Here is a 23,998-nt window from a genome sequence, read left to right as displayed (position 1 = left end):
AACACTCTTTGAAACAAAGAAAAGAAAGTACAATTTGTACTTTCTCCCTAAAACGCAAGTCACATACTACTATTCGGCATGAAAGAAGTTGTTCAAACGATCCACCAATTCTTCTTTTGCCCATTCAAACGTTTCACCAGATTGGCGGAATTTCACTTCAACGATACCCTCAGAAGCTTTTTTGCCTACTGTGACACGCACAGGCAAGCCAATTAAATCCGCATCCGCAAATTTAACGCCAGCTCGTTCTTTTCGGTCGTCATATAATACATCATAACGATAAGAACGAAGCAATTTATAAAGATCATCTGTTAATGTTTTTTGCGCTTCATCTTTTTCATTAACTGAGATGAGATGTATATCATATGGCGCAATTTGTTTCGGCCACATAAAGCCATAGTTATCTTGGAATTGCTCTGCAACTGCTGCTAGTAATCTAGAAACACCGATTCCATAACAACCCATGATAAATGGTTGCTTACGTCCATTCTCGTCTAAAAAGCCAGCATTCATTGCATCACTGTATTTTGTACCTAATTTAAAGACATGCCCTACTTCAATACCTTCAGCAAATTTGATTGTTCCTTGTCCATCAGGTGTAGGGTCACCTACTTGGATAAAACGGATATCCTCAAAATGGTCAATAGCAAAATCTCTTCCTGGGTTCACATTTTTGTAATGGAAGCCATCTTCGTTTGCACCGCAAACACCATTGCGAATTGATTTAATTCCATGGTCGGCTATTACTTTCACGTTGACCGGCAGTTTCACAGGTCCAAGTGATCCCACATGACAATTTAATAATTCAAATACAGCTTGTTCCTCAGCTAGTTCCACTGACTCTGCATTTAGTGCATGTTTTAATTTTATTTCATTAATCTCATGATCTCCACGGGAAAGAACCACTATTAACTCATCATCAACATTAAAAACAAGTGTTTTAATACATTGCTCCTGTGAAACTTCTAAATAGTTTGCTACTTCTTCTATTGTTCTTTGATCTGGCGTTTCCACTTTTTCAAGTGTACCCATCTCTTCATCTGAATGCGTGTATTCAACATTCACCTCTGCCATTTCTATATTTGCCGCGTAATCAGTTTCATCTGAATATGCGATCGTATCTTCTCCTATTTCAGACAGCACCATAAATTCATGTGTGTCCGTACCACCAATTGATCCGGAGTCAGCTATTACAGCACGGAAGTTCAATCCTAAACGAGTGAAAATGTTTGTATAAGCTTTCACCATATCCTGGTAGGTTTCATCAAGGCTTTCTTCAGTTGAATGGAAGGAGTATGCATCCTTCATGATAAATTCTCGACCGCGCAGTAATCCAAAACGTGGGCGCTTTTCATCCCGGAATTTTGTTTGAATTTGATATAAAGTCAATGGCAGCTTCTTATAAGAATTTATTTCATCACGTACTAATGAAGTAATTACCTCTTCATGTGTTGGCCCTAAAGCGAAAGGTCGTTCGTGACGATCAGTTAAACGCATAAGCTCTGGTCCATAAGCATCCCAGCGACCGGATTCTTGCCATAACTCAGCTTGTTGCAAGGATGGCAATAACAATTCAACAGCGCCAGCTTCATTCATTTCTTCACGAACTATTTCCTCTATTTTTTGCAACACTTTAAAACCTAGTGGCAGATATGAATATACTCCACTCGCATGTTGACGGATAAAACCCGCACGTAATAAGAGCTGATGCGACAAGGCGTCAGCATCAGCAGGTATTTCGCGCAAAGTTGGTATAAATGTTTTACTTTGTTTCATGATTTAACCTCACTTTGAGCTCTGTTTAATTGTCTATTATATTGAAGCTCTATTTAATACGCTAAAAGAAAAAGCGTTGAATATCATTCCAAGTTACAGCAATCATAAGAATCATTAATAAAACGATCCCTACGAAATGAACCATGCCCTCTTTTTGACGATCGACAGGCTTGCCCCGTAATGCTTCAAATCCGAAGAATAGTAAGCGTCCTCCATCTAGAGCAGGTAGTGGAAGCAAGTTCATAATTCCTAAGTTAATACTTAATACTGCAGCCCAATTCATAATATTGACAACACCATATTTAGCCACTTCTTCGGTTGCCTTATAGATACCCACAGGACCCGACAAGGCATCAATCGTAAAACCGCCAGTTATTAAGGCACCTAGTATCGTAAATATTTTGATAATCCAGTGGTAGGTCTCAGTGAATCCAAACAATAATGCTTTGACTGGATTCTTTTCGACAGGGCTTTGATATTGTACGCCAATTTGACCGATTGACTGTCCTTCAATATCTTTCTTTTCTGGCGTCACTGTAAGAGTTTTATGAGAATCTCCACGTGTTACATCCAACGTTAGATCCTTCTTTGGATTTTTTTGGATGGCATCTGAAAGTTCTTGCCATGAATCGATTGATTTGCCATCAATGGATGTCACAACATCTCCCTTTTGCATCCCTGCTACAGCTGCTGGGCTGTCTTTTACAACACCCGCTATTACAGGTTCATATGTCGGTACACCTGTAATAAAAGCAATAATGATAAAAATGAAAACAGATAAAATAAAATTAAACAACGGACCTGCAAAAATAGTCATCGCACGTTTGCCGACCGATTTTGAATTAAACTGGCGGTCGTATGGAGCAATGATCAGCTCGCTGCCATTCTCTTCAATTACTGCATTTCGGGCAATATGGTAACGGACAAGTTTTTCATCTTCGTCATAACCTTCTACCCATAATTCTTTTTGAAGGTCTGCCTTTTCTACTTCTAAAAATAGCATGTCCGGCAATTGTTTGTTTTGATTTAAAACGATTTTAGTTACTTCGTTTTGGTTGTTTAGAAGCATTCCAATACGATAACCTGGTTGCAATTCAATGACATCTGCATCGTCTCCCGCCATACGGACATAACCACCCATTGGCAATAGACGAACAGTATATAATGTCTCGCCTTTATTGATCCCAATTATTTTAGGACCAAAACCAATTGCAAACTCACGCACTAATATGCCTGAACGCTTTGCGAAGATGAAATGACCAAGTTCATGGAAAAACACGATGGAACCGAATACCACAATAAATGCAATGATTGATTGCATGTAATCCCACCTTTTTATGCATTATAAAATTACTATTGCTATTTTAGCATGGTTTGAATCGTTTTTCTCGTTTCTTTATCTACTTGTAAAATAGTTTCTAAATCTGGGTTGCTAATATTCTCATGTTGGTTCATCATTCTGTCGATGATGTCTTCTATTTCAAGAAACTTGATCTTTCCTTGTAAGAAGGCACCCACTGCTGCTTCGTTCGCAGCGTTCATAACCGTTAAAATAGAGCCTCCCATCCGACCTGCTTGATAAGCAAAATCAAGGCAGCGGAAACGCTTTAAGTCAACATTTTCAAAGTGCAGTTGAGAAATTTTCGCTAAATCCAGCCTTTCAGCATTAGAGCGCGGCAACCTATCTGGATAACTTAAAGCATATTGGATTGGTGTACGCATGTCCGGTGTACCTAACTGTGCCATCACACTTGTATCATGATATTCAACCATCGAGTGAATAATGCTTTCTCGATGGATTAATACGTCAATTTTATCGTATGGCATATCATACAACACCGCTGCTTCAATGACTTCCAAACCTTTATTCATCAATGTAGCAGAATCAATTGTAATTTTTGCTCCCATAGACCAATTTGGATGATTTAGAGCTTCTTTAACTGTAACATTCGCCAATTCATCACGTGTTTGATCTCTAAAACTACCGCCAGAAGCCGTTAAGATAAGTCTTGAGACAGTTTTTGGATTTTCACCCTGCATTGATTGCCAAAGTGCTGAGTGCTCACTATCTACTGGCAAAATCGGTGCACCGTATTTCTTAGCTTCACTCATGACCAAATGTCCTGCTGTGACAAGTGTCTCTTTATTCGCAATTGCAATCATTTTTCTTTGCTGGATCGCTGCCAAAGTAGCTTCTAGTCCAATACTGCCTAAGACAGCATTCAATAGTATATCGCTGTCAGTATATGTAGCTACATCTATTAACCCTTGAGCACCATACGTGAATTCTGAGTCTAGAAATTCTTTTGCAAGTTTTTGTGCATCTTCCTCTAGTTGAACAGATACCAACTTAGGCTTAAACTCTTTTATTATTTCCTTTGTAAGCTCGATATTTTTACCAGCAGCAAAAGCTACAATTGAAAATTGATCAGGATGTTCCCTCACAATGTCTAATGTTTGTAATCCAATTGAGCCTGTTGCGCCTAATAAACTGATACGTTTCATCTACTAATCACCCTTAACCAATAAAGTGTAAAAAATAAAGCAGTGGCAAAACAAATAAGATACTATCAAAACGATCCAAAATGCCACCGTGTCCAGGAAGGATTTTACCGGAATCCTTCACGTCATAATGCCGTTTAATAGCGGATTCTACTAAATCCCCTAACTGGCCAAATATGGACGCAACAATGGAAACAAGTATAATTGTGACATATGAATAATCTAGCTTTACAATTGCCTGGAATATTAAAGCTGCAATGACTGCAACCACAATGCCACCCAAAAAGCCTTCAACAGTCTTATTCGGTGAAATTTCCGGCCATAATTTACGTTTGCCTAATTTTCTTCCGACAAAATAGGCGCCAGAATCCGTTGTCCACACGATGACCAATGCATAAACAACAAATGCCAATCCTTCCACCCTTGCAGTAATGAAGTAATGAAAGCCAATCCCTACATACAATGCACTGATTACCAAGAATCCTACATCATCAAAAGTAAAACTATTTTTTACAAAGACAGTATAAATCAGCAATAGAATTGCTGCTATAAACATGTATTCCATTTGCGAAAAAGAAGTAGCTTCTTGTAGTTCTAAGCTCCATTGTTTCGGCATTAAGACTACAAATAGTAGCAGTAACGTAATAATGCCGGGAACTGACAGTAAAGCTATTCCTCTCATTTTTAAAACTTCATATAATCCAATCGCTGCCATCACATACACTAATAGTGTGAACGGCAAATTTCCGTATACCACGAATGGAATAAATAAAAGCGCAGCAATAATTGCTGTGATAATCCGCTGTTTCAACTTTCATTATTCTCCTTTCAATCCCCCGTAACGGCGATTGCGTTTTTGGTAATCAATTATTGCACTGTACAAATGCTCCGCTTTAAACTCTGGCCAGTGTATATCAGAAAAAAAGAACTCCGTATATGCGAGTTGCCATAATAAAAAGTTACTTACTCGGTATTCACCGCTTGTACGTATTAGTAAATCTGGATCTCCAATACTTGACGTCATTAATTGTTCAGAAATTGTTTCTTCAGTTATTGATGCCATGTTAAGATCACCTTGCTGTACAAGGCTTGCGATCTTTTGTACTGCAAGAACCATTTCCCTGCGGCTACCATAATTAAATGCAAAATTAAGCACCATGCCTGTATTATCTTTCGTTTTATCCATTGCATTTTGCACAGCTCGACTTGTATGCGAAGGCAACCCATCCATTTCGCCAATCATTTCAACCCGAATATTTAACTCCATTAACTCGGGCAGGAAGTCAGCCAAAAATTCTTCAGGTAAACGCATTAAGAAATCTACCTCAGTTGATGGTCTTTTCCAATTCTCTGTAGAAAAAGCATATAGTGTAATCGCTCCAACCCCAATGGCGTTCGCAGCTTTTGTAATCACACGTACATTATGCATGCCTTCACGATGCCCGATAAAGCGTGGTAAAGCCCGGCTTTTTGCCCAGCGACCATTACCATCCATTATAATCGCGATATGCTTTGGCACCTCTTGCATTTGAATCAGTTCCATTTGCGCTTGCAATGACAGGTCTTTTTTTTCAGTTTTCTTCCATCCGAATTTATCTAACATTTAGAATCCTCCACTAACTTACAAATCGGAACGTATACTTCCTCTATCATACCAAAAATAACAATTAATTTCCTTAATCTAAACAAAAAAGATGCTTAGCCTAAAACTTAGAGCCAATCTAAATGGATAGGTTTTAGGGAAAGCTATGTATCACTTAAATGCGCTTTCTTCATAAGGAGCATGTAAAACAAAAAAGACGTCCCTGAGTTATAGGACGCCTTGAAAAAGACAAGGTTCTATGATTAAACGGATAGGATTTCGCTTTCTTTTTCTTTAGCAATTTGATCTACTTTTTCAATATTAGCATCAGTCAATTTTTGGATATCCTCAGAATATCCACGCAAATCGTCTTCAGTAATTTCGCCACTTTTTTCTAGTTTTTTGCAATCGTCGTTTGCATCGCGGCGTACATTACGAATAGCAACTTTCGCATCTTCGCCTTCTTTTTTTACTAATTTCACAAGATCTTTACGGCGTTCCTCTGTTAAAGCAGGAATTGAAAGACGGATGACGTTACCATCGTTAGTTGGTGTAATGCCAATGTCAGACTTCAATAAAGCTTTTTCAATTTCGCCTAGTACAGATTTATCGTATGGTTGGATTACTAGAAGGCGTGCTTCTGGCACAGAGACGCCAGCAAGCTGATTAATAGGTGTTGCAGCACCGTAGTATTCTACATTTACATGGTCTAGTAAAGAAGCATTTGCACGGCCTGCACGAATTGTTGCTAGTGCGCGGCTAAATGCTTGTATTGCTTTGTCCATTCTCTCTTCAGCTTTCGCCAAAACTTCCTTCGACATTATGGGTTCCTCCTCACGATTGTTCCAATGTTTTCTCCCAACACAGCGCGCTTAATATTACCGTTTTCAGTAATAGAGAACACAATAAGTGGGATATCATTATCCATACAAAGAGTGGATGCTGTTGAATCCATTACTTGTAGTCCTTGCTGAATAACTTCTAAGTATGTTAGTTGTTCATATTTCACTGCTTCTGTATCTATTCTTGGATCTGCAGAGTATACGCCATCTACATTATTTTTAGCCATTAAAATGACATCTGCATTAATCTCAGCTGCACGTAAAGCTGCAGTAGTATCAGTAGAGAAATAAGGATTTCCTGTTCCTGCTGCAAAAATGACAACACGTTTCTTTTCTAAATGGCGAACTGCTTTTCTGCGAATATAAGGTTCAGCAACTTGCGTCATAACAATTGATGATTGTACGCGAGTAGGTACATCTAGATTTTCAAGTGAATCTTGCAATGCTAAAGCATTCATTACAGTGGCCAACATGCCCATATAATCAGCATTTGCCCGCTCCATGCCCATTTCAGCACCAATTTTGCCTCTCCAAATATTTCCGCCACCTACTACTAATGCTACTTCTACTCCAAGCTCTACTACATCTTTCACTTGCTCTGCAACTGATTTGACGATTTTAGGAGATAAGCCAAATCCTTCTTCTCCGGCAAGCGCTTCTCCGCTAAGTTTAATGACTACTCTTTTGTACTGCTGCATACTCTTTGGAACCTCCATCATGCTTTTTCTTGAAAAAGAGGGAACACGAAAAAGATGTGCTCCCTGCTTTTTTGCTATTCATACGAATATATTATTTGCCTTTTACTTGGCTCATTACTTCTTCTGCAAAGTTGTCTTCGCGTTTTTCAATTCCTTCGCCAACTTCATAGCGCACGAAAGAAGTTAAAGTAGCGCCAGCAGATTTGATGTAGTCGCCCACTTTTTGATCTGGGTTTTTAACGAATGCTTGGTCAAGTACGCAAATTTCTTCGAAGTATTTACGAAGACGGCCTTCAACCATTTTTGCTACGATGTTTTCAGGTTTACCTTCGTTAAGTGCTTGTTCAGTTAATACTTTGCGTTCATGAGCGATTTCTTCTTCAGAAACTTGATCATGAGCGATGTATTTTGGATTTAATGCAGCAATATGCATTGCAACATCTCTTCCTACGTTTTCATCAGTAGTACCTTCAAGAACAGCTAACACACCGATACGTCCGCCCATGTGTAAGTAAGCGCCGAATGCATCTGCATCTGTTTTTGAAGCAACTGTAAAGCGACGAAGAGTGATTTTTTCACCGATAGTAGCTATTGCTTGGGAAATATGTTCAGCAACAGTTGCACCGTTTTCCATTTTTGAATCCATAGCTTCTTCTAGAGTAGCTGGTTTTGCAGCTAATAAGTGATCCGCTAATTCTTTAACTAATTTTTGGAATCCTTCGTTTTTAGCAACAAAGTCTGTTTCAGCATTTACTTCTAAAAGTACAGCGTCATTGCCTTTTACTTCGATGTAAGTTGTACCTTCTGCTGCGATACGATCTGCTTTTTTAGCAGCCGAAGAAAGACCTTTTTCACGTAAGAAGTCGATTGCCGCTTCCATATCTCCATCTACTTTTACTAATGCTTTTTTACAATCCATCATACCAGCACCAGTTTTTTCGCGTAATTCTTTAACCATTTTTGCAGTTACTTCTGCCATTGAAAATTCCTCCTTATAAATTCACATGAATTATTCCAGCTATATAGGGAACTTAAGTCCAACGTCCGGTGTAGATGCTAATGCAATATTTCCTTAAATTATATAATCCAGCAAATAAAGAGACATCAGTACACTGTGTGTTTATTTAAGAATACCCCAATAATTAGCATTAAACCAACTTTCTGCTTTAATAGATTGGTACCCTTACCAAAAAAGTAACGACCGTTTTCTATTAGGCGTTCATTGGTTTATAAAGCAAGCAAAGCTCCACTTTATTTTTATTATTCTCAAAAAAAGGTGATAAGAGGGTTTAGCCGCTTATCACCTGTTTTTTAATCAGAAATTACTCAGCTGCAACCTCTTCAGCTGGAACTGCTTCTTCTTCGCCTTGTTTAGACTCGATTAAAGCATCTGCCATTTTTGAAGTAATTAATTTTACAGCACGGATCGCATCGTCATTTGAAGGAATAACGTAGTCGATTTCATCTGGGTCACAGTTTGTATCAACCATTGCTACTAACGGAATGTTTAATTTGCGAGCTTCCGCTACTGCAATACGTTCTTTACGAGGGTCTACAACAAACATAACGTCAGGTAGAGCGTGCATGTCACGGATACCACCTAAGAATTTAACAAGGCGTTCGTGTTGTTTTTTAAGTTGAACAACTTCTTTTTTAGGAAGAACTTCAAAAGTTCCGTCCTCTTCCATTCTTTCGATCTCTTTCAAACGTGCAACACGTTTTTGGATTGTACCGAAGTTTGTAAGAGTACCACCTAACCAACGTTGGTTGATATAGTAGTTACCTGAACGTTCTGCTTCTTCTTTAATTGCTTCTTGAGCTTGTTTTTTAGTACCAACGAAAAGTACTTTACCGCCGTCTTCGCCAACTTGGCGCATGAAGTCGTAAGCCTCTTCTAATTTTTTAACTGTTTTTTGTAAGTCGATAATATAAATTCCGTTACGTTCCACAAAAATATATTTTTTCATTTTTGGGTTCCAACGACGTGTTTGGTGACCGAAATGTACACCAGCTTCTAGTAATTGTTTCATTGAAATTACTGACATGATAGTTCCTCCTGATATGGTTTTTTTGTCCGCCGCATTCGTCCTTTATAAGAGCAACTCGAGATTCGAGCACCTTCTCCTATATCAGAATACGTGTGTAATGTAACACCATTTGATAATATATCATATCACCTGGTATTCTGCAAGAAATATTATTGCCCAAACTTTAAAAGCAACTCTACTTCAGTTTTTCCTTTTTGAAGGAGCTTTGCAATTTCATCCACAGACTTCCCGTTACGATAATATTCTTTTACCGTTTCTTCCATTGTTAATGGTTTGGGCTGTTCCATGTTTACGGCCAAATGATCTTGAAAAGTTGCTTTTGGCGTATTTTTTTTAGTATTTTTTTGGTAGGCCTTTGCCACGCTATTCCGTGGCATTTTAAAGTTATTGAAGTTACTTTCTTCTACTAGAGGGTGTTCCTTCTTCTGAGCTTCTTTTTCAATGCTCGTACTGTTTTCAAACGTTTGATGTGTTTTGGTTGCCAACTCTGCAATGAGACGGTCATTCTCATCTCTTATCTCCGCTAAATAAGCACCAAGGGAAGCCTCCAATTCATCTCTCACTTTTGTCTGATGAGTTTCTATATCTCTTAAACGAGAAATTTTGACATAAAGCAATGCAATAAAATAAAAGCTTAAAACTTGAGTGATAAACAAAAAGACTATACCTATTACCATATTTTTACCTACCCTTTAAAATCTACTAAATGTCCTGCAAAAGGATGCGTTAAATCATTGACCTTAGCGCTATTTTTTTCATTATTTTCCTGGGAGGCAGACTCAGTTCTATGAGCGACAGCTTCCTTTTTAGCTTTTCCAGTTGGACTGGATTCTGAGACAGATGTCCTCTTTCTAGCTTCTTGTTTTTGATGTGCTCTGCTTGCTAATTCCTGTCCTAACAGGGCTTGCTGCTGGTGTTGTTCCGATACTTTGCCCGCTTCAAAGGTTTTAGGCAAGGCTATTTGCAACTCAACAAATTTTAAACTCATCCTTCTGTCCCCTATCGGCTATTCATTTGGCATTTCTCCAGATAATATTTTGCGCAACTTAAAGATTGCTTTTGAATGGATTTGTGAAATGCGGGAAGTGGAGAGATGAAGCATTTCCCCAATTTCAGTAAGTGTCAATTCCTCTGTGTAAAATAAGCTAAGGACTTGCTGTTCTTTTTCATTTAATTTTAAAATACTTTCAACTAAATCCTGTAAAAGTTCTGTTCGTACAGCTTCCTCTTCAGGTGTTTTTGTAAGATGGTCCCTGATCGCAAAAGACTTTATCTCAGTATCATCTTGGTCTGTGTTATGTTCGTCAATTGACAATATATTAGACATAAAATGTTCTTGCATCGTCTGATACACATCATCAACATTTATATTTAATTGCTCTGCAACTTCCTCAGGGGTAACATGGCGCCCTAATTGTTGCTCCATTGCCTCAATTTGCAGCTCCATTTTTTTAGACTTTTCCCTCGCAGAGCGTGGAAGCCAATCTTCTTTTCGTAGGCCGTCGATAATCGCGCCACGAACACGAAAAGAGGCATATGTATCAAACTTTAAATCTCTGTTAATATCAAATTTATTAAGTGCATCAAACAACCCCATCATTCCAAGACTCGTTAATTCATCTTTTGAGATATTCTTTGGTAGATTTGTACCTATTCGCTGTACATGATACGAAACGAGGGGTGTATATTTTTTTATTAGTAGATCACCTGCATGAGGATCGCGTGTTGCTACCCAGTTTTGCCAAAGTTTCTGTTCTTCTTGTGTGGTTGTTTGCATTTCGTATCCCCCCTAATATTTAACCATATTATATCAAATACTTACTATAAAAGGGAGCCAAATTATATGCTCCCTTTTTAATATTATTCATCTTGCGCCATCATAGTCTTCACGGCTTTCGCCAGCTCCTCTGCTTGGCTTTCTGTATTTACTTCTAGATCAGCTTTTTCCATATCTTCATTGACTTCAATTTGTTCATCGCTTGGATTTTCTTCTTGTTCAATTTCAGTTGGTGTGTACATAACAAAAGCGATCAAATAACGCACAAGAAAAGAAGCAACAAAAACGACTAACGCAATGATAAATGTTTGGATAAGAATTTGAGTGGGTGTATCACCCGATTGAAGGTTGTAAAAAAAGTAAATCGTGAAAGCAACTAGTGCTGCCCACCAATTGTAAAAAATAGAACCCGCCATTAAATCTCCTTCACTCCTTGGTTGACCGTGCGAATCTGCAATAATGAATTGGCTGTATTAAACTCAATCGTTCTGCCGCTGTTACCGCCTGTATCCTCAGCTACAATAGGAATAGAGAAATTTTTCAGTTGTTGTTTGACTGCTTCTACATTTCTTGGCCCGATTCGCATTGATTCTCTATTTGTAGCGAATTGAAACATTTGGGAGCCTCCTGCAATTTTGGCCTTTAACCGAAAAGGATAAACGCCCTCTCTTTTTAACTGCTCAAGCATGGCTGGTATTGCCGTATCAGCGAATTTTGCTACATTTAGAGAATCGCTTCGTGAAAGGGATGAATCCGGCAACATTACATGGATTAACCCAGCAATACCCTTAAATTCATCGTATAAAACGACGCCAACGCATGAACCTAGCCCTGATGTGCGGATCGTGTGAGGCGACTTGACTATATCCATTTGTGCAATTCCAACTTTTATTACGGTGCTCACGCTTTCTATCATTTTACAAAACCCCTAATGCACTAAAGATTGTTTCGAAAGATTCAGGATCCGGCAATAAAAAGAAATGTCCATGTACGGATTCTGAGCCTTCCATATGTTCTTCAAAAATCGTCGTATCAATGACTATTGCATGGTCGCCAATTTGCGAAAGTTCAATTAACCCATAACTTATAATGGCACCGAACATATCTACTGTCAGCGCAGGTGGGGTAGGCTGAATCTTTAACCCTGTAAAATCAGATAAGGATGATAAATAAGAACCTGATAATATGTTGCCAAGCTCTTGCATAGCTGAAATGCCCATATCCGATACATTTGTATCTTGAAAGTCAAACTTGTCATCGTGTATTAATTTACGAATAAAATGGTTGGCTTGTTCAACTGTTAGGACGAAGAACATCCCTCCGGTTGCATCGCCTTCGATTCGAAGATAAATGCTTACAACAACACTTTCTGCACCGCCAACAAATTCCATAATTTCATTAAATGAAGCCATTTTAACATATGGAACTTTCATATCAATCTTTGTATTCAATAAATTAGAAAGAGCAGTAGCTGCATGCGCTGCTCCTATATTTCCAATCTCTTTCAATACATCTAAATGAACGGAGGTAATATTATTTTTAAAAGACAAGAAAATGCCCCCTTATTTTAAGGTGTGAAGTACTTTCTCTAAATTTAATAGAATAAGAAGCCTTTTATCTGTCTTTGCTACGCCTGATATAAATTCTTCCTCGAATGAGCCGACCACTTCAGGCTGAGGTTCAATTGAACTCGTCGGGATATCCATCACATCATTGGCAGCATCTACAATAAAACCTACTTCCATATCATCTAGGGATATAATTATAATGCGTGTGTCATCATTTTCTACCGTTGATTTCACGTTGAACCGGTCGCGCAAATCAATAATTGGTGTTACCACACCTCTTAGATTAATGACACCTTTAACGTAGCTGGGCGTTTTGGGTACGCGCGTAATATGCATCGCTTTTTCAATGCCTTGCACTTGGTTCACTGGAATGGCATACTCTTTTTCCCCTAATTGAAACACAATAATTTTCACACTATCCATATCTACTGCTTTTTCCAAAGTGCTCACCTAACCTTCTAAACATTATTTAATTAGTGAATTACAGTCTACAATTAATGCTACTTGGCCGTTTCCAAGGATAGTAGCCCCCGAAATGGCAAATACATTTGTTAAGTAATTTCCTAATGATTTCAACACAATCTCTTGCTGGCCTATAAACGAATCGACCACTAATCCTGCCATTTTTTCTCCTTTTCGCACAAGAACTACAGAATGGAATTCATCATCCTTTGGTTCTGGGCGAGGTACATCAAAGAATTCATCAAGGAATAATAACGGCACAACTTTCCCGCGAAAATCGATTACTTTTTGATTATGCGCATTCATAATGTCAGAATTCCGAATAATTGATGTCTCAATAATAGATGAAAGCGGAATAGCATAAATTTCTTTTTCAATTTCAACAAGCATCACTGAAATAATCGATAGAGTCAGTGGTAACTGTATAGAGAATAATGAACCTTTGCCTTCTACAGATTCAATCGTAATATTACCGCCTAATGACTCGATTGTAGATTTAACTACATCTAAACCTACTCCACGACCAGATATATCAGAAATAACCGAAGCTGTTGAAAAGCCTGAAGACAAAATTAATTCATTCACTTGTTGATCTGACATTGATTCTGCAGCATCAGCTGTAACAATTCCTTTAGCAATCGCTTTTTCTAAAACTCGTTCTCTATTGATTCCTGCACCATCATCTTCAAGCTCGATAAACACATGGTTACCACTATGATAAGCGCGCAAAACGATATTGCCTTGTTCTGTTTTGCCAGCTTTCTTACGTACTTCTGGATCTTCTACACCGTGATCTAAAGCATTTCGAATTAAATGGACAAGCGGATCACCTATTTCATCAATAACTGTTCTATCCAATTCAGTTTCTGCCCCGATGATTTCAAGATTGACTTGTTTATGCAAATCACGGGCTAACTGACGTACCATTTTGGGGAAACGATTAAATACTGTTTCAACTGGCACCATGCGCATGGTTAAAATAATATTCTGCAAGTCGCCAGAAATGCGTGCCATTCTTTCTACGGTTTCATTCAACTCGCCATGATTTAATTCACCAGCAATTGATTGTAAACGCCCACGATCGATTACAAGCTCTTCAAATAAGTTCATCAAAATATCCAATCGCTCAATGTTAACACGGATTGTTTTACTACCTTGGGCACTTTTCTTCTCTGAAACCTTATTATTTGGTACTGAGTTTGCTGCTTTTTGGGCCGTAGTCTCTTTGGTTGGTTTTTCATCTTTAGAAACTACTTCTGCTGTTTCTGCTACCGTTGTAGCTGCCGCCTCTTCATTCGCCTTTGATTCATCAATTGGTGTGATAGTAATCTGTTCAACTTCAGAAACCTTCATTAGCTTACTTTGTAAGTCGTTAACTGGCTCTTTAGTTATAAATGCAACGTGGAATTCTTGGTCGAATTGTTCTTCTTCCAACTTATCTACAGATGGCGAAGATTTCACCACATCACCCAATTTTTCAAGAATATCAAATACCATATAAACGCGGGCAGCCTTTAAAAGACAGTCAGCACGTAGCAAGACGGTAATCTCATATGTATGAAAACCTTGCTCGCGAGATTGCTGAAGCACTGTTAATTCAAATTCATCGAATTGCAAAGCATCATTTGAAGATGCTCCAGATTCTTGTACTTCCTCTTTCGCTTCAGAAGCTTGTACGATTTCTTCACCATTCTCAATCATTTTTAATTTTTGTACAGTGCTCGTAACATCTCTTTTTCCATTACCTCCGCCAGAGATATCATCAATCATTGCTTCAAGATGGTCCACGGATTCAAATACCACATCCAGAATTTCCGGCGTTACTGTAATTTTTTCATTGCGGATACCGTCTAATACATTTTCCATCTTGTGAGTTAAGTCTGCTAGGTCTTCAAATCCCATTGTGGCAGACATCCCTTTTAATGTGTGGGCATTCCGAAAAATTTCATTTACGATAGCTAAATCATGTGGATTTTGTTCTAGAGCCAGCAAATTTTCGTTACATGATTGAAGATGTTCTTTACTCTCATCTATAAAGACCTCTAAATATTGATTTGTATCCATGAAGAGTCCTCCCTTAAGTCAAATATTTCATTATTGTTTTTGAAATATCGTGTAAATCTGCTACTTCATCTACCAAACCTGTCGCATAGGCAGCTTTCGGCATCCCATATACAACACTTGTATTAGCTGATTCGGCGATTGCTTTCACATTTCCGTTTCTTTTTAGAGCCTGCAAGCCCTTTGTCCCGTCAGACCCCATGCCTGTCATGATGACAGCTATTTTGTCGAGATCATTAAACTGGCTGACGCTATCGAACATAATATCGACAGAAGGACGATGACCTCCATTTGGTGGTTCTACATTGTCAAGTTCAATTGCATATGTTTTCGCGACTTTCCTAAGGCGAAGATGATAACCTCCAGGAGCTATATATGCCACACCGTTTTGCAAAATGTCTCCTTGCTCTGCTTCCTTCACTCGTATTTTGGACAATTGATCCAACCGGTTAGCTAATGATTTGGTGAAGCCCATCGGCATGTGCTGAACGATTATGACAGGTGCTTTCATATCTTGAGGCAAATAGGGGATGACCTCTTGCAGTGCACGCGGTCCTCCTGTTGAAGTGCCAATCAATACGATTTTTTTAGCATTGGTATGCCAACTTTTTTGTGTTGATGATGTTATCGTTTGGGTTTTAACATTTGATTCATTTAAAGGCTTTACTGTTTTTTGATCTCCCAATAAATTTTTTGAAATGTTGATTTTTTCACCTATTGGTTCTCTTTTTTTCGTCAACTTAGACACATGGACAGTAGCTGCATTTTCTACAATACGGATAATGTCCGATTTAATATCTTTTAAGTCAAGTGAAATAGCGCCGCTTGGCTTTGGAATAAAATCTACTGCACCGGCATCCATCGCTTCAAACGTGCTTTTTGCCCCGCTTTGGGTAGCGCTAGACAACATAATCACAGGCAGTGGGTGGTCTTTCATAATAATTTTTAAAGCTTCAAGGCCATTCATTAATGGCATTTCAATATCCATTGTGACAATGTCAGGCTTCAGCATTTGAATTTTCTTTATTGCATCCATTCCGTTTCTCGCTGTGCCAACAACCCGAATATATGGATGATCTGCAAAAAAGTCAGACAACAACTTTCTCATAAATGCTGAATCATCGACAATCATTAATGATTTGGAATGAATAATAGACAACTAATCACGCCCTTTTAAAAAAATACTTCTTAATTTAGAAATAAACTTATTTGGCTGTTGCGTTATAAAACCGTCATAAGCATGCCCTTCTATATATCGCTTCGTAATATCTTCCATTATTTTAGCAATCTTGCTATTGGGATATAAGATTGTAAAAAGCTCTTGTTGTTTTACAGCTTTCGGAACTATAGGATCTTCAGGCAAGGATCCTAATATTGTTACGTCTTTTGACAAAAAACGCGCCATTGTTTGTTTAAGTCTAATTAATGTATCGGTTCCTTCCTCATTTGTTATTACTCTATTACAAAGCAAATAGAAATTTTTTTCTCGATCTTTAAAATGAATATACTTCATCATAGAATATGCATCTGTTATGGATGTCGGCTCTGTGGTAGAAATGACAATAATGTCATCCACCGCATTTAGTAAATCTAAAGACCAGTTAGTGGCGCCAGCTCCCATATCAAATAAGATATAGTCATAGTCTTTCTGCAGTTTTGCAAAAGCAAGAAGCAGACGATCAACCATTTCATCTGTCCATTCTAAAATGCTTGCTAATCCCGTCCCTCCAGAGACATACTTCAAATTATTGGGTCCATCATATATCACTTCTTCAAGTGTCACTTCGCTTTGCAAGTAATCTTTTAAGCTATAGCGGGCACTTCTACCTAATAAAATATGGACATTTCCCATTCCAATATCCATATCAATAATAATCACTTTTTTTTCATAGGACATTAGCATATTAGAAAAGTTAGTAGTAAAATTGCTCTTTCCTACCCCACCTTTTCCGCTCACAACGGCAATTGATTTTCCTAACCGGGCATTTTGCTGCATTTTCATTCTTAATGATTGAGCTTGATCTTTCATAACTAATCTCCTTGAATGAGCAATTCGACTATATTTTCAGCAGTAGCTTCCTCAATATCCTCTGGTACTTCCTGACCATTCGTATAGTAAGCAAGTCCCTTCTTATATTTAACCATTAAATTGAGCATTGAGCCAATGGAAATTGTCTCATCCATCTTAGTAAATATGAACTTTTCAATAGGTATCTCTGAAAATTGATCTACAATCTCTGTCATATCCTGTTCTTTCGCTGTCAAAGAGAGCACCAGATAATTTTCCATATTATCTTCTATATTTATTAGTTCACGTAAATCATTGATATATTTTGCCTCTCGATAATTTCTTCCCGCTGTGTCAATAAAAACAATATCCAATGAATCAAATTTGACTAGTGCTTGTTCATAATCTTCTTTGCTATAAACTATTTCTACTGGTGATTGAAGTAAGTTCGCATAGATTTTTAATTGTTCAATCGCTGCAATCCGATAAGTATCTGTTGTAATAAAACCAATTTTCTTCTTTTTCTGCAAAACAGCAAGTGCGGCCATTTTCGCAATGGTTGTCGTTTTGCCGACACCAGTCGGACCTAAAACATTGATATATTTTTTGTTATACGAGAGTCCTCCAAATGGGAGCCCCTGTAATAATTTAATAAGCTCTTCTTTAGCTAGCTCTTTATAGTCCTTTTTCGCTAATTTCTCGTTTCCATTTTTCTTCACTTGAAAGAGCTCATCACCTACTGCTGTGATGAGCTCAGGATTTAGCTCTTGCTGCTCTAGTCGTTGAATGATTTCCTCATATTCATCAGGATATTGGTAACTGACCGATTGTCTTTGTATCGTTTTAACTAAAGATTTTAAATCTGCCAGCTCTTTATTAATTTTCTCTGATTGTTCATTAGGAAGTACTGCATCTTTCGGCAAATCGTCTATTTCAGGAATAGAAACGCTTGTAGTCTTTCTTATTGGTTCCTTACCCGCGATGACTTCTATACTCTTTTTTTTAAACATTCCTAAGAAGCCCTTTGAATAGACAACTTTCGAACTTACAATGATTGCATCATCGCCTAAGTCTTGCTCCACTTTTTTCATTGCAAGAGCCATCGTTGATGCAGTATATTTCTTCATTTTCATTCTACATTCACCACCCCAACGCTTTGAATCTCAATCGATGCTTCTAATTCGTTATATGATAGGATTGGAATTTGTGGAAAATACCTTTCTGTTAGCTGCCTTACATACATGCGTACAGCAGGCGAACAAAGGATAAGAGGTGATTGCTCAAACAAAGCAATACGTTCCACTTCTTTTGCAATGGACTCTAATATAGCTTGAGAGTCATTCGGATCCATTGCCAAATAATTTCCATGGTCTGTTTGTTGGATACTATCTGCAATCATTTTTTCTACTTTAGCTGAAACAGTCAACACTTTCAGCTCTTGCTCGCCATTTGAATACTGCGTCGTAATCTGTCGTGCTAATGACTGCCTTACATACTCTGTTAATACATCCACATCAGATGTTAACTTGGAGTAGTCAGCCAATGTTTCAAATATAATGGGCAAATTCCGTATAGATACATTTTCCGCCAAAAGCTTCGCTAAAACCTTTTGGATCTCACCTATAGACAGCGGAGTTGGCGTTGTTTCTTCAACCAATATTGGTGCTGTCTCTTGTAAATGGTCTATCAATTGTTTAGTCTCTTGTCTGCCTAATAATTGAGCTGCATTTGCACGAATCACTTCCGTTAAATGCGTAGAGACAACACTAGGCGGGTCAACAACTGTATAACCAAGCATCTCAGCCTCTTCCTTCACTTGTTCTGTAATCCATTTAGCTGGTAACCCAAATGACGGTTCTACTGTATCAATTCCTTCAATCGAATCATCATCGCCTGGGCTCATTGCTAGATAATGGTCAAGAAGCAATTCTCCATGTGCCATCTCACTGCCTTTTATCTTAATTCGATATTCATTAGGCTGAAGCTGAATATTATCGCGAATTCGGACTACTGGAATGACAATCCCTAATTCAAGGGCCAATTGTCTTCGAATCATAACAACACGATCTAGTAAATCTCCACCTTGCGTTGCATCAACAAGAGGAATCAACCCATAACCAAACTCAAATTCAATGGGATCTACATTTAATAGATTAACAACATTTTCAGGGCTTTTTAAATTGTCTGTTGTTTCTACTTCTTCGATTTGTTCTAATTCTTCAATATCTTCTTTGTGTGCATTTTTCAGTCGATAGGCGATAAATGCAAGAATAGCAGCCACAGGAACGGTATAGATAAATTTTATCGGCGTTACTAGGCCTAAAGTAAAAATAGTACCAGCTGCTATATAAATCAATGTAGGATTTGTAAAGAGCTGTCCAGTAATATCTGTACTTAGATTACCCTCTGATGCTGCTCGAGTAACAACGATACCAGTCGCAGTTGAAATCAATAATGCTGGCACTTGCGAAACTAGTCCATCACCAACCGTTAAAGTCGTAAATAAATGGACTGCATCCGAAAATTCCATATCCATTTGTACAATACCGATTACTAATCCGACAATTAAATTGATCATTACGATGATAATCGCTGCAATGGCATCACCTTTTACAAATTTAGTGGCACCATCCATTGATCCATAGAAGTCAGCTTCATTACTCACTTTTTCACGGCGTTCTCTTGCATCCGTTTCAGAAATTAAACCTGCATTCAAATCAGCATCAATTGCCATTTGTTTACCAGGCATTGCATCTAATGTAAAACGTGCTGCTACTTCTGATACACGTTCTGAACCTTTTGTAATAACGATAAACTGAATAATAACTAAAATAACAAAGACCACTAACCCTACCAGAACATTACCACGGACAACGAATGTTCCGAAAGTTTCTACTACGTTTCCTGCATCTCCACCAGTTAGAATTGCACGTGTAGTGGAGACGTTCAGTCCTAATCGGAATAACGTTAACAATAATAAGAGCGAAGGAAAAATAGAAAATTCTAATGCTTCCTTCATATTCATAGCTGTTAACAGAACAAGTAATGCAAGTGTTATATTCACAATGATTAAAAAACTTAATAACCATGGCGGCAAAGGGATGATGAGCATCGCTACAATCATAATAACCGCTGCTAATACCGCAATATCGCGAAATTTCATATTATCTCTCCCTCTGGCCCTTAAATTTTTTGCTTAATTCTATATACATACGCTAACACCTCAGCTACGGCCTTAAAAAACTCATCTGGAATATGCTTTCCGATTTCTACTTGATCGTACATTGCACGTGCGAGCGGGCGATTTTCTACCATCACAACATTATTTTCTTTCGCGATTAACTTAATTTTTTGGGCGATCAAATCTGTTCCTTTAGCAATGACTTGCGGTGCATCCATTGTTTGGTCATCATATTTTAATGCAATAGCATAATGTGTCGGGTTAGTAATCACCACATCGGCATGCGGTACTTCTTGCATCATCCGCCTCATAGCCATTTCGCGCTGTCTTTGCTTAATTTTGGACTTAATAAGCGGATCACCTTCTGAATTTTTATATTCATCCTTAATGTCCTGCTTAGACATTTTTAGGTTTTTTTCATAGTCAAATTTCTGATAAAGATAATCAAGTATAGCTATAATTAATAAAACGGTAGAAGCAGCAATCCCCATTAGTACAGTCAGTTTTGCTATTGTTCTTAAGGTTGCTCCTGCCGATTTAAAAGAAAGACTTAATACTTCATCAATATTCATCCAGAGAATGGCTGTTGTTACTGAACCAATCAAAGAAATTTTTAAAATAGATTTTAGTAATTCAATTATTGACCTTACGGAAATAATTCTTTTTAAACCTTTAATAGGATCTAACTTTGTTAAGTCAAATTTTAATGGCTCTGTCGTAAAGAGTAGGCCAAATTGCAAAAAGTTTCCTGCTACTCCTGCTACAACAGCAATGGCCATAATCGGCAATAAAACATATGCCATTTCGACAACTACATCTTTATAAATCTGTATGGCAACCTCTATTGATAAAGAATCCATAAGCATGTATTTAGAAAAGGTTTGTTTAAAAAAAGAAAGGATTCTATCGCGCATGGATCCAGCACCAATGAGTAGAAATAGAAAAACAGATAGCAGGACGATAGCACTGGTAACATCTTGGCTCTTTAGTACTTGTCCTTTCTTTCTGGCATCTTGTCTTTTTTTAGGTGTTGCTCTTTCCGTTTTTTCACCTGCAAAAAATTGCAAGTCTAATTGAAGCCATTCCATTCTATCCCCCACCTAATAACGCCATAAATTCTCGCATTGCAATAAGCATCATATTAAATAGCCTTTGCATAACCATAACCATTACGCTCATCGTGACAATTAATACAATAAAACTTACACCTATTTTAACTGGAAAACCAACCACAAATATATTTAATTGTGGAACAGTCCTCGCTGTTATACCTAATGCAATATCTACAAGGAATAGTGTAGCAACAATTGGAATGGACATTTGAAAAGCAATCCCAAATGCACTTGCGAATGTTTTCATAACAAACACCGGCGTATTATTTCCTCCGAAATCCGGCCACACACTGTCCATCGGTATATATTGATAACTATAATAAATTCCGTCTAATATTAAATGATGTCCATTTGTGCCGATAAGAACTAAGAGTGAAAGTGTATTAAAAAATTGTCCCATTAGTGGTGTTTGTGCACCTGTTTGAGGATCTATGACATTCGCGATTGCAAAACCCATTTGAAAATCGATAAAACCGCCTGCAATTTGAATTGCCGTCATTATTATATAAGCCATTAGACCTATAGAAAGGCCAACAACAGCTTCTTTTAATATCAGCAATACGTAGTCTCCATTGATCTCAAAAGGCTTAATGTCCATGGTGTAATACATCATCCATGAAAGTACTAATGCAATAGCAATTTTTACTTTCGCAGGAATTGTGCGGTAAGAATAAAAAGGCACAATCATAAAAAAAGAAGATATCCGAACAAGTATGAGCAATAATACGCTTATTTTAGGTAATAGTTCTTCCATCAAATCACCCTATAAAGCGGCCGAGATTTGCAATAATGTCTTTCGTAAAGGATGTCATTTTTGTAAGCATCCAAGGGCCAAAAAAAATAAGGGCCACTAACACAGCGACAATTTTCGGCACAAAAGCTAGCGTTTGTTCTTGTATTTGGGTTGTAGCTTGGAAAATACTAACCAAAAGCCCTGTGACAAGTGCTACAAGCAAAAGTGGTCCTGAGACGAGCAATATGATTTTAATTGATTCTTCCGCGACTTTAATTACCATTTCAGCTGACATATATACTCATCCCCTAAAAACTTTCTAAAAGCGATTTTACTACCAGGTACCAACCATCTACCAAAACGAATAACAATATCTTAAATGGCAATGAAATCATAACTGGCGGTAACATCATCATCCCCATGGACATTAATATACTTGCAACAATCATATCAATAACTAAAAACGGAATGAAGATCATAAAACCCATTTGAAAGGCTGTTTTTAATTCACTGATGGTGTAAGCAGGCACCATTGTTGTAAGTGGAATATCCTCAATCGTTTTTGGACGTTCCTTCGCACCAGAATACTTTAAGAATAGGTCTAAATCTTTCTGTCTCGTATGCTTGCTCATAAACTCTTTAAATGGTTTGCTAGCTTTTGAGTATGCTTCATCTAATGTTATCTTTTCATCAAATAATGGTTGCAATGCATGTTTATTAACATCCTGAAATGTAGGTGCCATAATGAAAAAAGTTAAAAATAGCGCTAAACCAACAATCACCTGATTTGGTGGCATTTGTTGTGTGGCTAGAGCTGTACGCACAAACGATAAAATAATGACGATTCTAGTAAAGCAGGTCATTAAAATTAAAATGCTTGGTGCTAAAGATAAAACTGTCAGCGTAAGCAATAGCTTTACAGAAGATGAAACATTGGAAGGATCACTATCAGAGAAATAATGGATAAAATCATTCATTTTTTCTACTCTCCTTTTGTTTCCATTCTTCTAGTTGTTGATTGCGATGCTCTTTCATTTCTTGCAACTGTTCTTCTAATTCTCCTTTGAAGTCCAGATTTGCAAGATCCTTTTGATGGTTATTTTTCCGTCCCTTTTTTTTGTTTAAAAGTTCCAGTATATATGGCATTTGTGAGGAACGTTCCTGCCGTTCATTGTATAGTTCTAGCAGACGTTCTTTCTCATTTTGGTCCGTCACTTCTTTCAGCATATTAACATTTTCGCCAACGCCTACAATATAGAGCGCTTGTCCAACTTTTAAGAGCTGTACAGATTTTTGCTGCCCTAATGAAATGCCACCTAAATTTTGCATAAGTTGATTTTGTTGATATTTACTATTTCGACTGTTCACAAGCTTTAGCACCCCGTAAAGGAGGACTACTACAAAGCCGAGAGCTAGCATCATTTTAATATAATCCCATGCCGACAAACCGACAGCTGTCCCGGAATCATCATCCGAGACAGGCGCCAAAGTATCATTCTTACATGTATCCCGGTTTTTCAAACAATCATCAACTGAATCATGCGATGCTGCATGAACAATAGATACATGTGGCGTAGTAAGGTTTGTAATTAAAAATAATGCCGTCAAATATAACATTATTTTTAGAAGTAACTTAGAGCGCATTTAC

At 37.8% G+C, this 23,998-nt stretch carries 26 protein-coding genes; all 26 read right to left on the bottom strand.

What is annotated here, in order from left to right:
- Positions 1-69: 69 nt before the first annotated feature.
- Positions 70-1,776 (bottom strand): proline--tRNA ligase, encoded by a 1,707-nt coding sequence (locus F0527_RS04360; protein ID WP_150283919.1) that lies wholly within the window; start codon positions 1,774-1,776, stop codon positions 70-72.
- Between the two features lie 61 nt (positions 1,777-1,837).
- On the bottom strand, positions 1,838-3,097 hold the full coding sequence (gene rseP / locus F0527_RS04355) for an RIP metalloprotease RseP (protein ID WP_066785698.1): 1,260 nt from the start codon (positions 3,095-3,097) through the stop codon (positions 1,838-1,840).
- Between the two features lie 38 nt (positions 3,098-3,135).
- Positions 3,136-4,281: a 1-deoxy-D-xylulose-5-phosphate reductoisomerase gene (gene dxr / locus F0527_RS04350; protein ID WP_150283918.1), complete on the bottom strand. Its 1,146-nt coding sequence runs from the start codon at positions 4,279-4,281 to the stop codon at positions 3,136-3,138.
- 13 nt (positions 4,282-4,294) lie between these two features.
- On the bottom strand, positions 4,295-5,089 hold the full coding sequence (locus F0527_RS04345; RefSeq protein ID WP_066785692.1) for a phosphatidate cytidylyltransferase: 795 nt from the start codon (positions 5,087-5,089) through the stop codon (positions 4,295-4,297).
- A gap of 6 nt (positions 5,090-5,095) precedes the next feature.
- Positions 5,096-5,881: an undecaprenyl pyrophosphate synthase gene (locus F0527_RS04340; protein ID WP_066785689.1), complete on the bottom strand. Its 786-nt coding sequence runs from the start codon at positions 5,879-5,881 to the stop codon at positions 5,096-5,098.
- 242 nt (positions 5,882-6,123) lie between these two features.
- The gene (gene frr / locus F0527_RS04335) at positions 6,124-6,681 is read right to left on the bottom strand and encodes a ribosome recycling factor (RefSeq protein WP_066785687.1); all 558 of its coding nucleotides are present in this window, start codon (positions 6,679-6,681) and stop codon (positions 6,124-6,126) included.
- On the bottom strand, positions 6,681-7,418 hold the full coding sequence (gene pyrH / locus F0527_RS04330; RefSeq protein WP_066785685.1) for a UMP kinase: 738 nt from the start codon (positions 7,416-7,418) through the stop codon (positions 6,681-6,683). Before pyrH ends, frr begins: the two co-directional genes overlap by 1 nt.
- A gap of 73 nt (positions 7,419-7,491) precedes the next feature.
- On the bottom strand, positions 7,492-8,379 hold the full coding sequence (gene tsf, locus F0527_RS04325; RefSeq protein ID WP_066785683.1) for a translation elongation factor Ts: 888 nt from the start codon (positions 8,377-8,379) through the stop codon (positions 7,492-7,494).
- A gap of 343 nt (positions 8,380-8,722) precedes the next feature.
- Positions 8,723-9,445 (bottom strand): 30S ribosomal protein S2, encoded by a 723-nt coding sequence (rpsB, locus tag F0527_RS04320; RefSeq protein ID WP_066785674.1) that lies wholly within the window; start codon positions 9,443-9,445, stop codon positions 8,723-8,725.
- A gap of 152 nt (positions 9,446-9,597) precedes the next feature.
- Positions 9,598-10,125 (bottom strand): hypothetical protein, encoded by a 528-nt coding sequence (locus F0527_RS04315; protein WP_150283917.1) that lies wholly within the window; start codon positions 10,123-10,125, stop codon positions 9,598-9,600.
- An 8-nt stretch (positions 10,126-10,133) separates the two neighbouring features.
- Positions 10,134-10,436, bottom strand: coding sequence for a hypothetical protein (locus F0527_RS04310; protein WP_066785668.1), 303 nt, complete (start codon positions 10,434-10,436; stop codon positions 10,134-10,136).
- Positions 10,437-10,454: 18 nt separating this feature from the next.
- Positions 10,455-11,225 carry a FliA/WhiG family RNA polymerase sigma factor gene (locus F0527_RS04305; protein ID WP_150283916.1) on the bottom strand — a complete coding sequence of 257 codons (771 nt, stop codon included), beginning with the start codon at positions 11,223-11,225 and terminating at the stop codon, positions 10,455-10,457.
- Between the two features lie 83 nt (positions 11,226-11,308).
- The gene (locus F0527_RS04300; protein WP_150283915.1) at positions 11,309-11,641 is read right to left on the bottom strand and encodes a hypothetical protein; all 333 of its coding nucleotides are present in this window, start codon (positions 11,639-11,641) and stop codon (positions 11,309-11,311) included.
- Positions 11,641-12,141 (bottom strand): chemotaxis protein CheD, encoded by a 501-nt coding sequence (locus tag F0527_RS04295; protein WP_150283914.1) that lies wholly within the window; start codon positions 12,139-12,141, stop codon positions 11,641-11,643. Before F0527_RS04295 ends, F0527_RS04300 begins: the two co-directional genes overlap by 1 nt.
- A gap of 1 nt (position 12,142) precedes the next feature.
- Positions 12,143-12,775 (bottom strand): chemotaxis protein CheC, encoded by a 633-nt coding sequence (locus F0527_RS04290; RefSeq protein WP_150283913.1) that lies wholly within the window; start codon positions 12,773-12,775, stop codon positions 12,143-12,145.
- 12 nt (positions 12,776-12,787) lie between these two features.
- Positions 12,788-13,234, bottom strand: coding sequence for a chemotaxis protein CheW (locus F0527_RS04285; protein ID WP_223823520.1), 447 nt, complete (start codon positions 13,232-13,234; stop codon positions 12,788-12,790).
- Between the two features lie 24 nt (positions 13,235-13,258).
- Positions 13,259-15,319: a chemotaxis protein CheA gene (locus tag F0527_RS04280; RefSeq protein WP_150283912.1), complete on the bottom strand. Its 2,061-nt coding sequence runs from the start codon at positions 15,317-15,319 to the stop codon at positions 13,259-13,261.
- A 13-nt stretch (positions 15,320-15,332) separates the two neighbouring features.
- Positions 15,333-16,448, bottom strand: a complete 1,116-nt coding sequence (locus F0527_RS04275; RefSeq protein ID WP_150284905.1) for a protein-glutamate methylesterase/protein-glutamine glutaminase — start codon at positions 16,446-16,448, stop codon at positions 15,333-15,335.
- A gap of 27 nt (positions 16,449-16,475) precedes the next feature.
- Positions 16,476-17,345: a MinD/ParA family protein gene (locus tag F0527_RS04270; protein ID WP_150283911.1), complete on the bottom strand. Its 870-nt coding sequence runs from the start codon at positions 17,343-17,345 to the stop codon at positions 16,476-16,478.
- Positions 17,346-17,347: 2 nt separating this feature from the next.
- On the bottom strand, positions 17,348-18,457 hold the full coding sequence (flhF, locus tag F0527_RS04265) for a flagellar biosynthesis GTPase FlhF (protein WP_150283910.1): 1,110 nt from the start codon (positions 18,455-18,457) through the stop codon (positions 17,348-17,350).
- Positions 18,454-20,487, bottom strand: coding sequence for a flagellar biosynthesis protein FlhA (flhA, locus tag F0527_RS04260; RefSeq protein ID WP_066785647.1), 2,034 nt, complete (start codon positions 20,485-20,487; stop codon positions 18,454-18,456). The genes flhF and flhA overlap by 4 nt, the downstream gene beginning before the upstream one ends.
- Positions 20,488-20,507: 20 nt before the next feature.
- A complete protein-coding gene (gene flhB / locus F0527_RS04255; protein ID WP_150283909.1) occupies positions 20,508-21,593 on the bottom strand; it encodes a flagellar biosynthesis protein FlhB in 1,086 nt (361 codons plus the stop codon).
- 1 nt (position 21,594) lies between these two features.
- Positions 21,595-22,371: a flagellar biosynthetic protein FliR gene (gene fliR / locus F0527_RS04250; RefSeq protein WP_150283908.1), complete on the bottom strand. Its 777-nt coding sequence runs from the start codon at positions 22,369-22,371 to the stop codon at positions 21,595-21,597.
- A gap of 4 nt (positions 22,372-22,375) precedes the next feature.
- Positions 22,376-22,645 carry a flagellar biosynthesis protein FliQ gene (fliQ, locus tag F0527_RS04245; RefSeq protein ID WP_150283907.1) on the bottom strand — a complete coding sequence of 90 codons (270 nt, stop codon included), beginning with the start codon at positions 22,643-22,645 and terminating at the stop codon, positions 22,376-22,378.
- A gap of 13 nt (positions 22,646-22,658) precedes the next feature.
- Entirely contained in the window at positions 22,659-23,327 is a 669-nt protein-coding gene (fliP, locus tag F0527_RS04240; RefSeq protein ID WP_147194135.1) for a flagellar type III secretion system pore protein FliP, read from the bottom strand.
- Positions 23,320-23,994, bottom strand: a complete 675-nt coding sequence (locus tag F0527_RS04235; protein WP_150283906.1) for a flagellar biosynthetic protein FliO — start codon at positions 23,992-23,994, stop codon at positions 23,320-23,322. Before F0527_RS04235 ends, fliP begins: the two co-directional genes overlap by 8 nt.
- Positions 23,995-23,998: the final 4 nt, after the last annotated feature.

Origin of the sequence: Rummeliibacillus sp. TYF-LIM-RU47 (assembly GCF_008638315.1) — a bacterium.
Taxonomy (GTDB): domain Bacteria; phylum Bacillota; class Bacilli; order Bacillales_A; family Planococcaceae; genus Rummeliibacillus; species Rummeliibacillus stabekisii.
This window is presented reverse-complemented; position numbering and strand designations above follow the sequence as displayed.

Excerpts from the sequence above, each read along its gene's own strand:
- F0527_RS04360 (WP_150283919.1), bottom strand. The coding sequence starts at position 1,776 with ATGAAACAAAGTAAAACATTTATACCAACTTTGCGCGAAATACCTGCT.
- rseP (WP_066785698.1), bottom strand. The coding sequence starts at position 3,097 with ATGCAATCAATCATTGCATTTATTGTGGTATTCGGTTCCATCGTGTTT.
- dxr (WP_150283918.1), bottom strand. The coding sequence starts at position 4,281 with ATGAAACGTATCAGTTTATTAGGCGCAACAGGCTCAATTGGATTACAA.
- F0527_RS04340 (WP_066785689.1), bottom strand. The coding sequence starts at position 5,881 with ATGTTAGATAAATTCGGATGGAAGAAAACTGAAAAAAAAGACCTGTCA.
- frr (WP_066785687.1), bottom strand. The coding sequence starts at position 6,681 with ATGTCGAAGGAAGTTTTGGCGAAAGCTGAAGAGAGAATGGACAAAGCA.
- pyrH (WP_066785685.1), bottom strand. The coding sequence starts at position 7,418 with ATGGAGGTTCCAAAGAGTATGCAGCAGTACAAAAGAGTAGTCATTAAA.
- tsf (WP_066785683.1), bottom strand. The coding sequence starts at position 8,379 with ATGGCAGAAGTAACTGCAAAAATGGTTAAAGAATTACGCGAAAAAACT.
- rpsB (WP_066785674.1), bottom strand. The coding sequence starts at position 9,445 with ATGTCAGTAATTTCAATGAAACAATTACTAGAAGCTGGTGTACATTTC.
- F0527_RS04315 (WP_150283917.1), bottom strand. The coding sequence starts at position 10,125 with ATGGTAATAGGTATAGTCTTTTTGTTTATCACTCAAGTTTTAAGCTTT.
- F0527_RS04310 (WP_066785668.1), bottom strand. The coding sequence starts at position 10,436 with ATGAGTTTAAAATTTGTTGAGTTGCAAATAGCCTTGCCTAAAACCTTT.
- F0527_RS04305 (WP_150283916.1), bottom strand. The coding sequence starts at position 11,225 with ATGCAAACAACCACACAAGAAGAACAGAAACTTTGGCAAAACTGGGTA.
- F0527_RS04300 (WP_150283915.1), bottom strand. The coding sequence starts at position 11,641 with ATGGCGGGTTCTATTTTTTACAATTGGTGGGCAGCACTAGTTGCTTTC.
- F0527_RS04295 (WP_150283914.1), bottom strand. The coding sequence starts at position 12,141 with ATGATAGAAAGCGTGAGCACCGTAATAAAAGTTGGAATTGCACAAATG.
- F0527_RS04280 (WP_150283912.1), bottom strand. The coding sequence starts at position 15,319 with ATGGATACAAATCAATATTTAGAGGTCTTTATAGATGAGAGTAAAGAA.
- F0527_RS04275 (WP_150284905.1), bottom strand. The coding sequence starts at position 16,448 with ATGATTGTCGATGATTCAGCATTTATGAGAAAGTTGTTGTCTGACTTT.
- F0527_RS04270 (WP_150283911.1), bottom strand. The coding sequence starts at position 17,345 with ATGAAAGATCAAGCTCAATCATTAAGAATGAAAATGCAGCAAAATGCC.
- flhF (WP_150283910.1), bottom strand. The coding sequence starts at position 18,457 with ATGAAAATGAAGAAATATACTGCATCAACGATGGCTCTTGCAATGAAA.
- flhA (WP_066785647.1), bottom strand. The coding sequence starts at position 20,487 with ATGAAATTTCGCGATATTGCGGTATTAGCAGCGGTTATTATGATTGTA.
- flhB (WP_150283909.1), bottom strand. The coding sequence starts at position 21,593 with ATGGAATGGCTTCAATTAGACTTGCAATTTTTTGCAGGTGAAAAAACG.
- fliR (WP_150283908.1), bottom strand. The coding sequence starts at position 22,371 with ATGGAAGAACTATTACCTAAAATAAGCGTATTATTGCTCATACTTGTT.
- fliQ (WP_150283907.1), bottom strand. The coding sequence starts at position 22,645 with ATGTCAGCTGAAATGGTAATTAAAGTCGCGGAAGAATCAATTAAAATC.
- fliP (WP_147194135.1), bottom strand. The coding sequence starts at position 23,327 with ATGAATGATTTTATCCATTATTTCTCTGATAGTGATCCTTCCAATGTT.
- F0527_RS04235 (WP_150283906.1), bottom strand. The coding sequence starts at position 23,994 with ATGCGCTCTAAGTTACTTCTAAAAATAATGTTATATTTGACGGCATTA.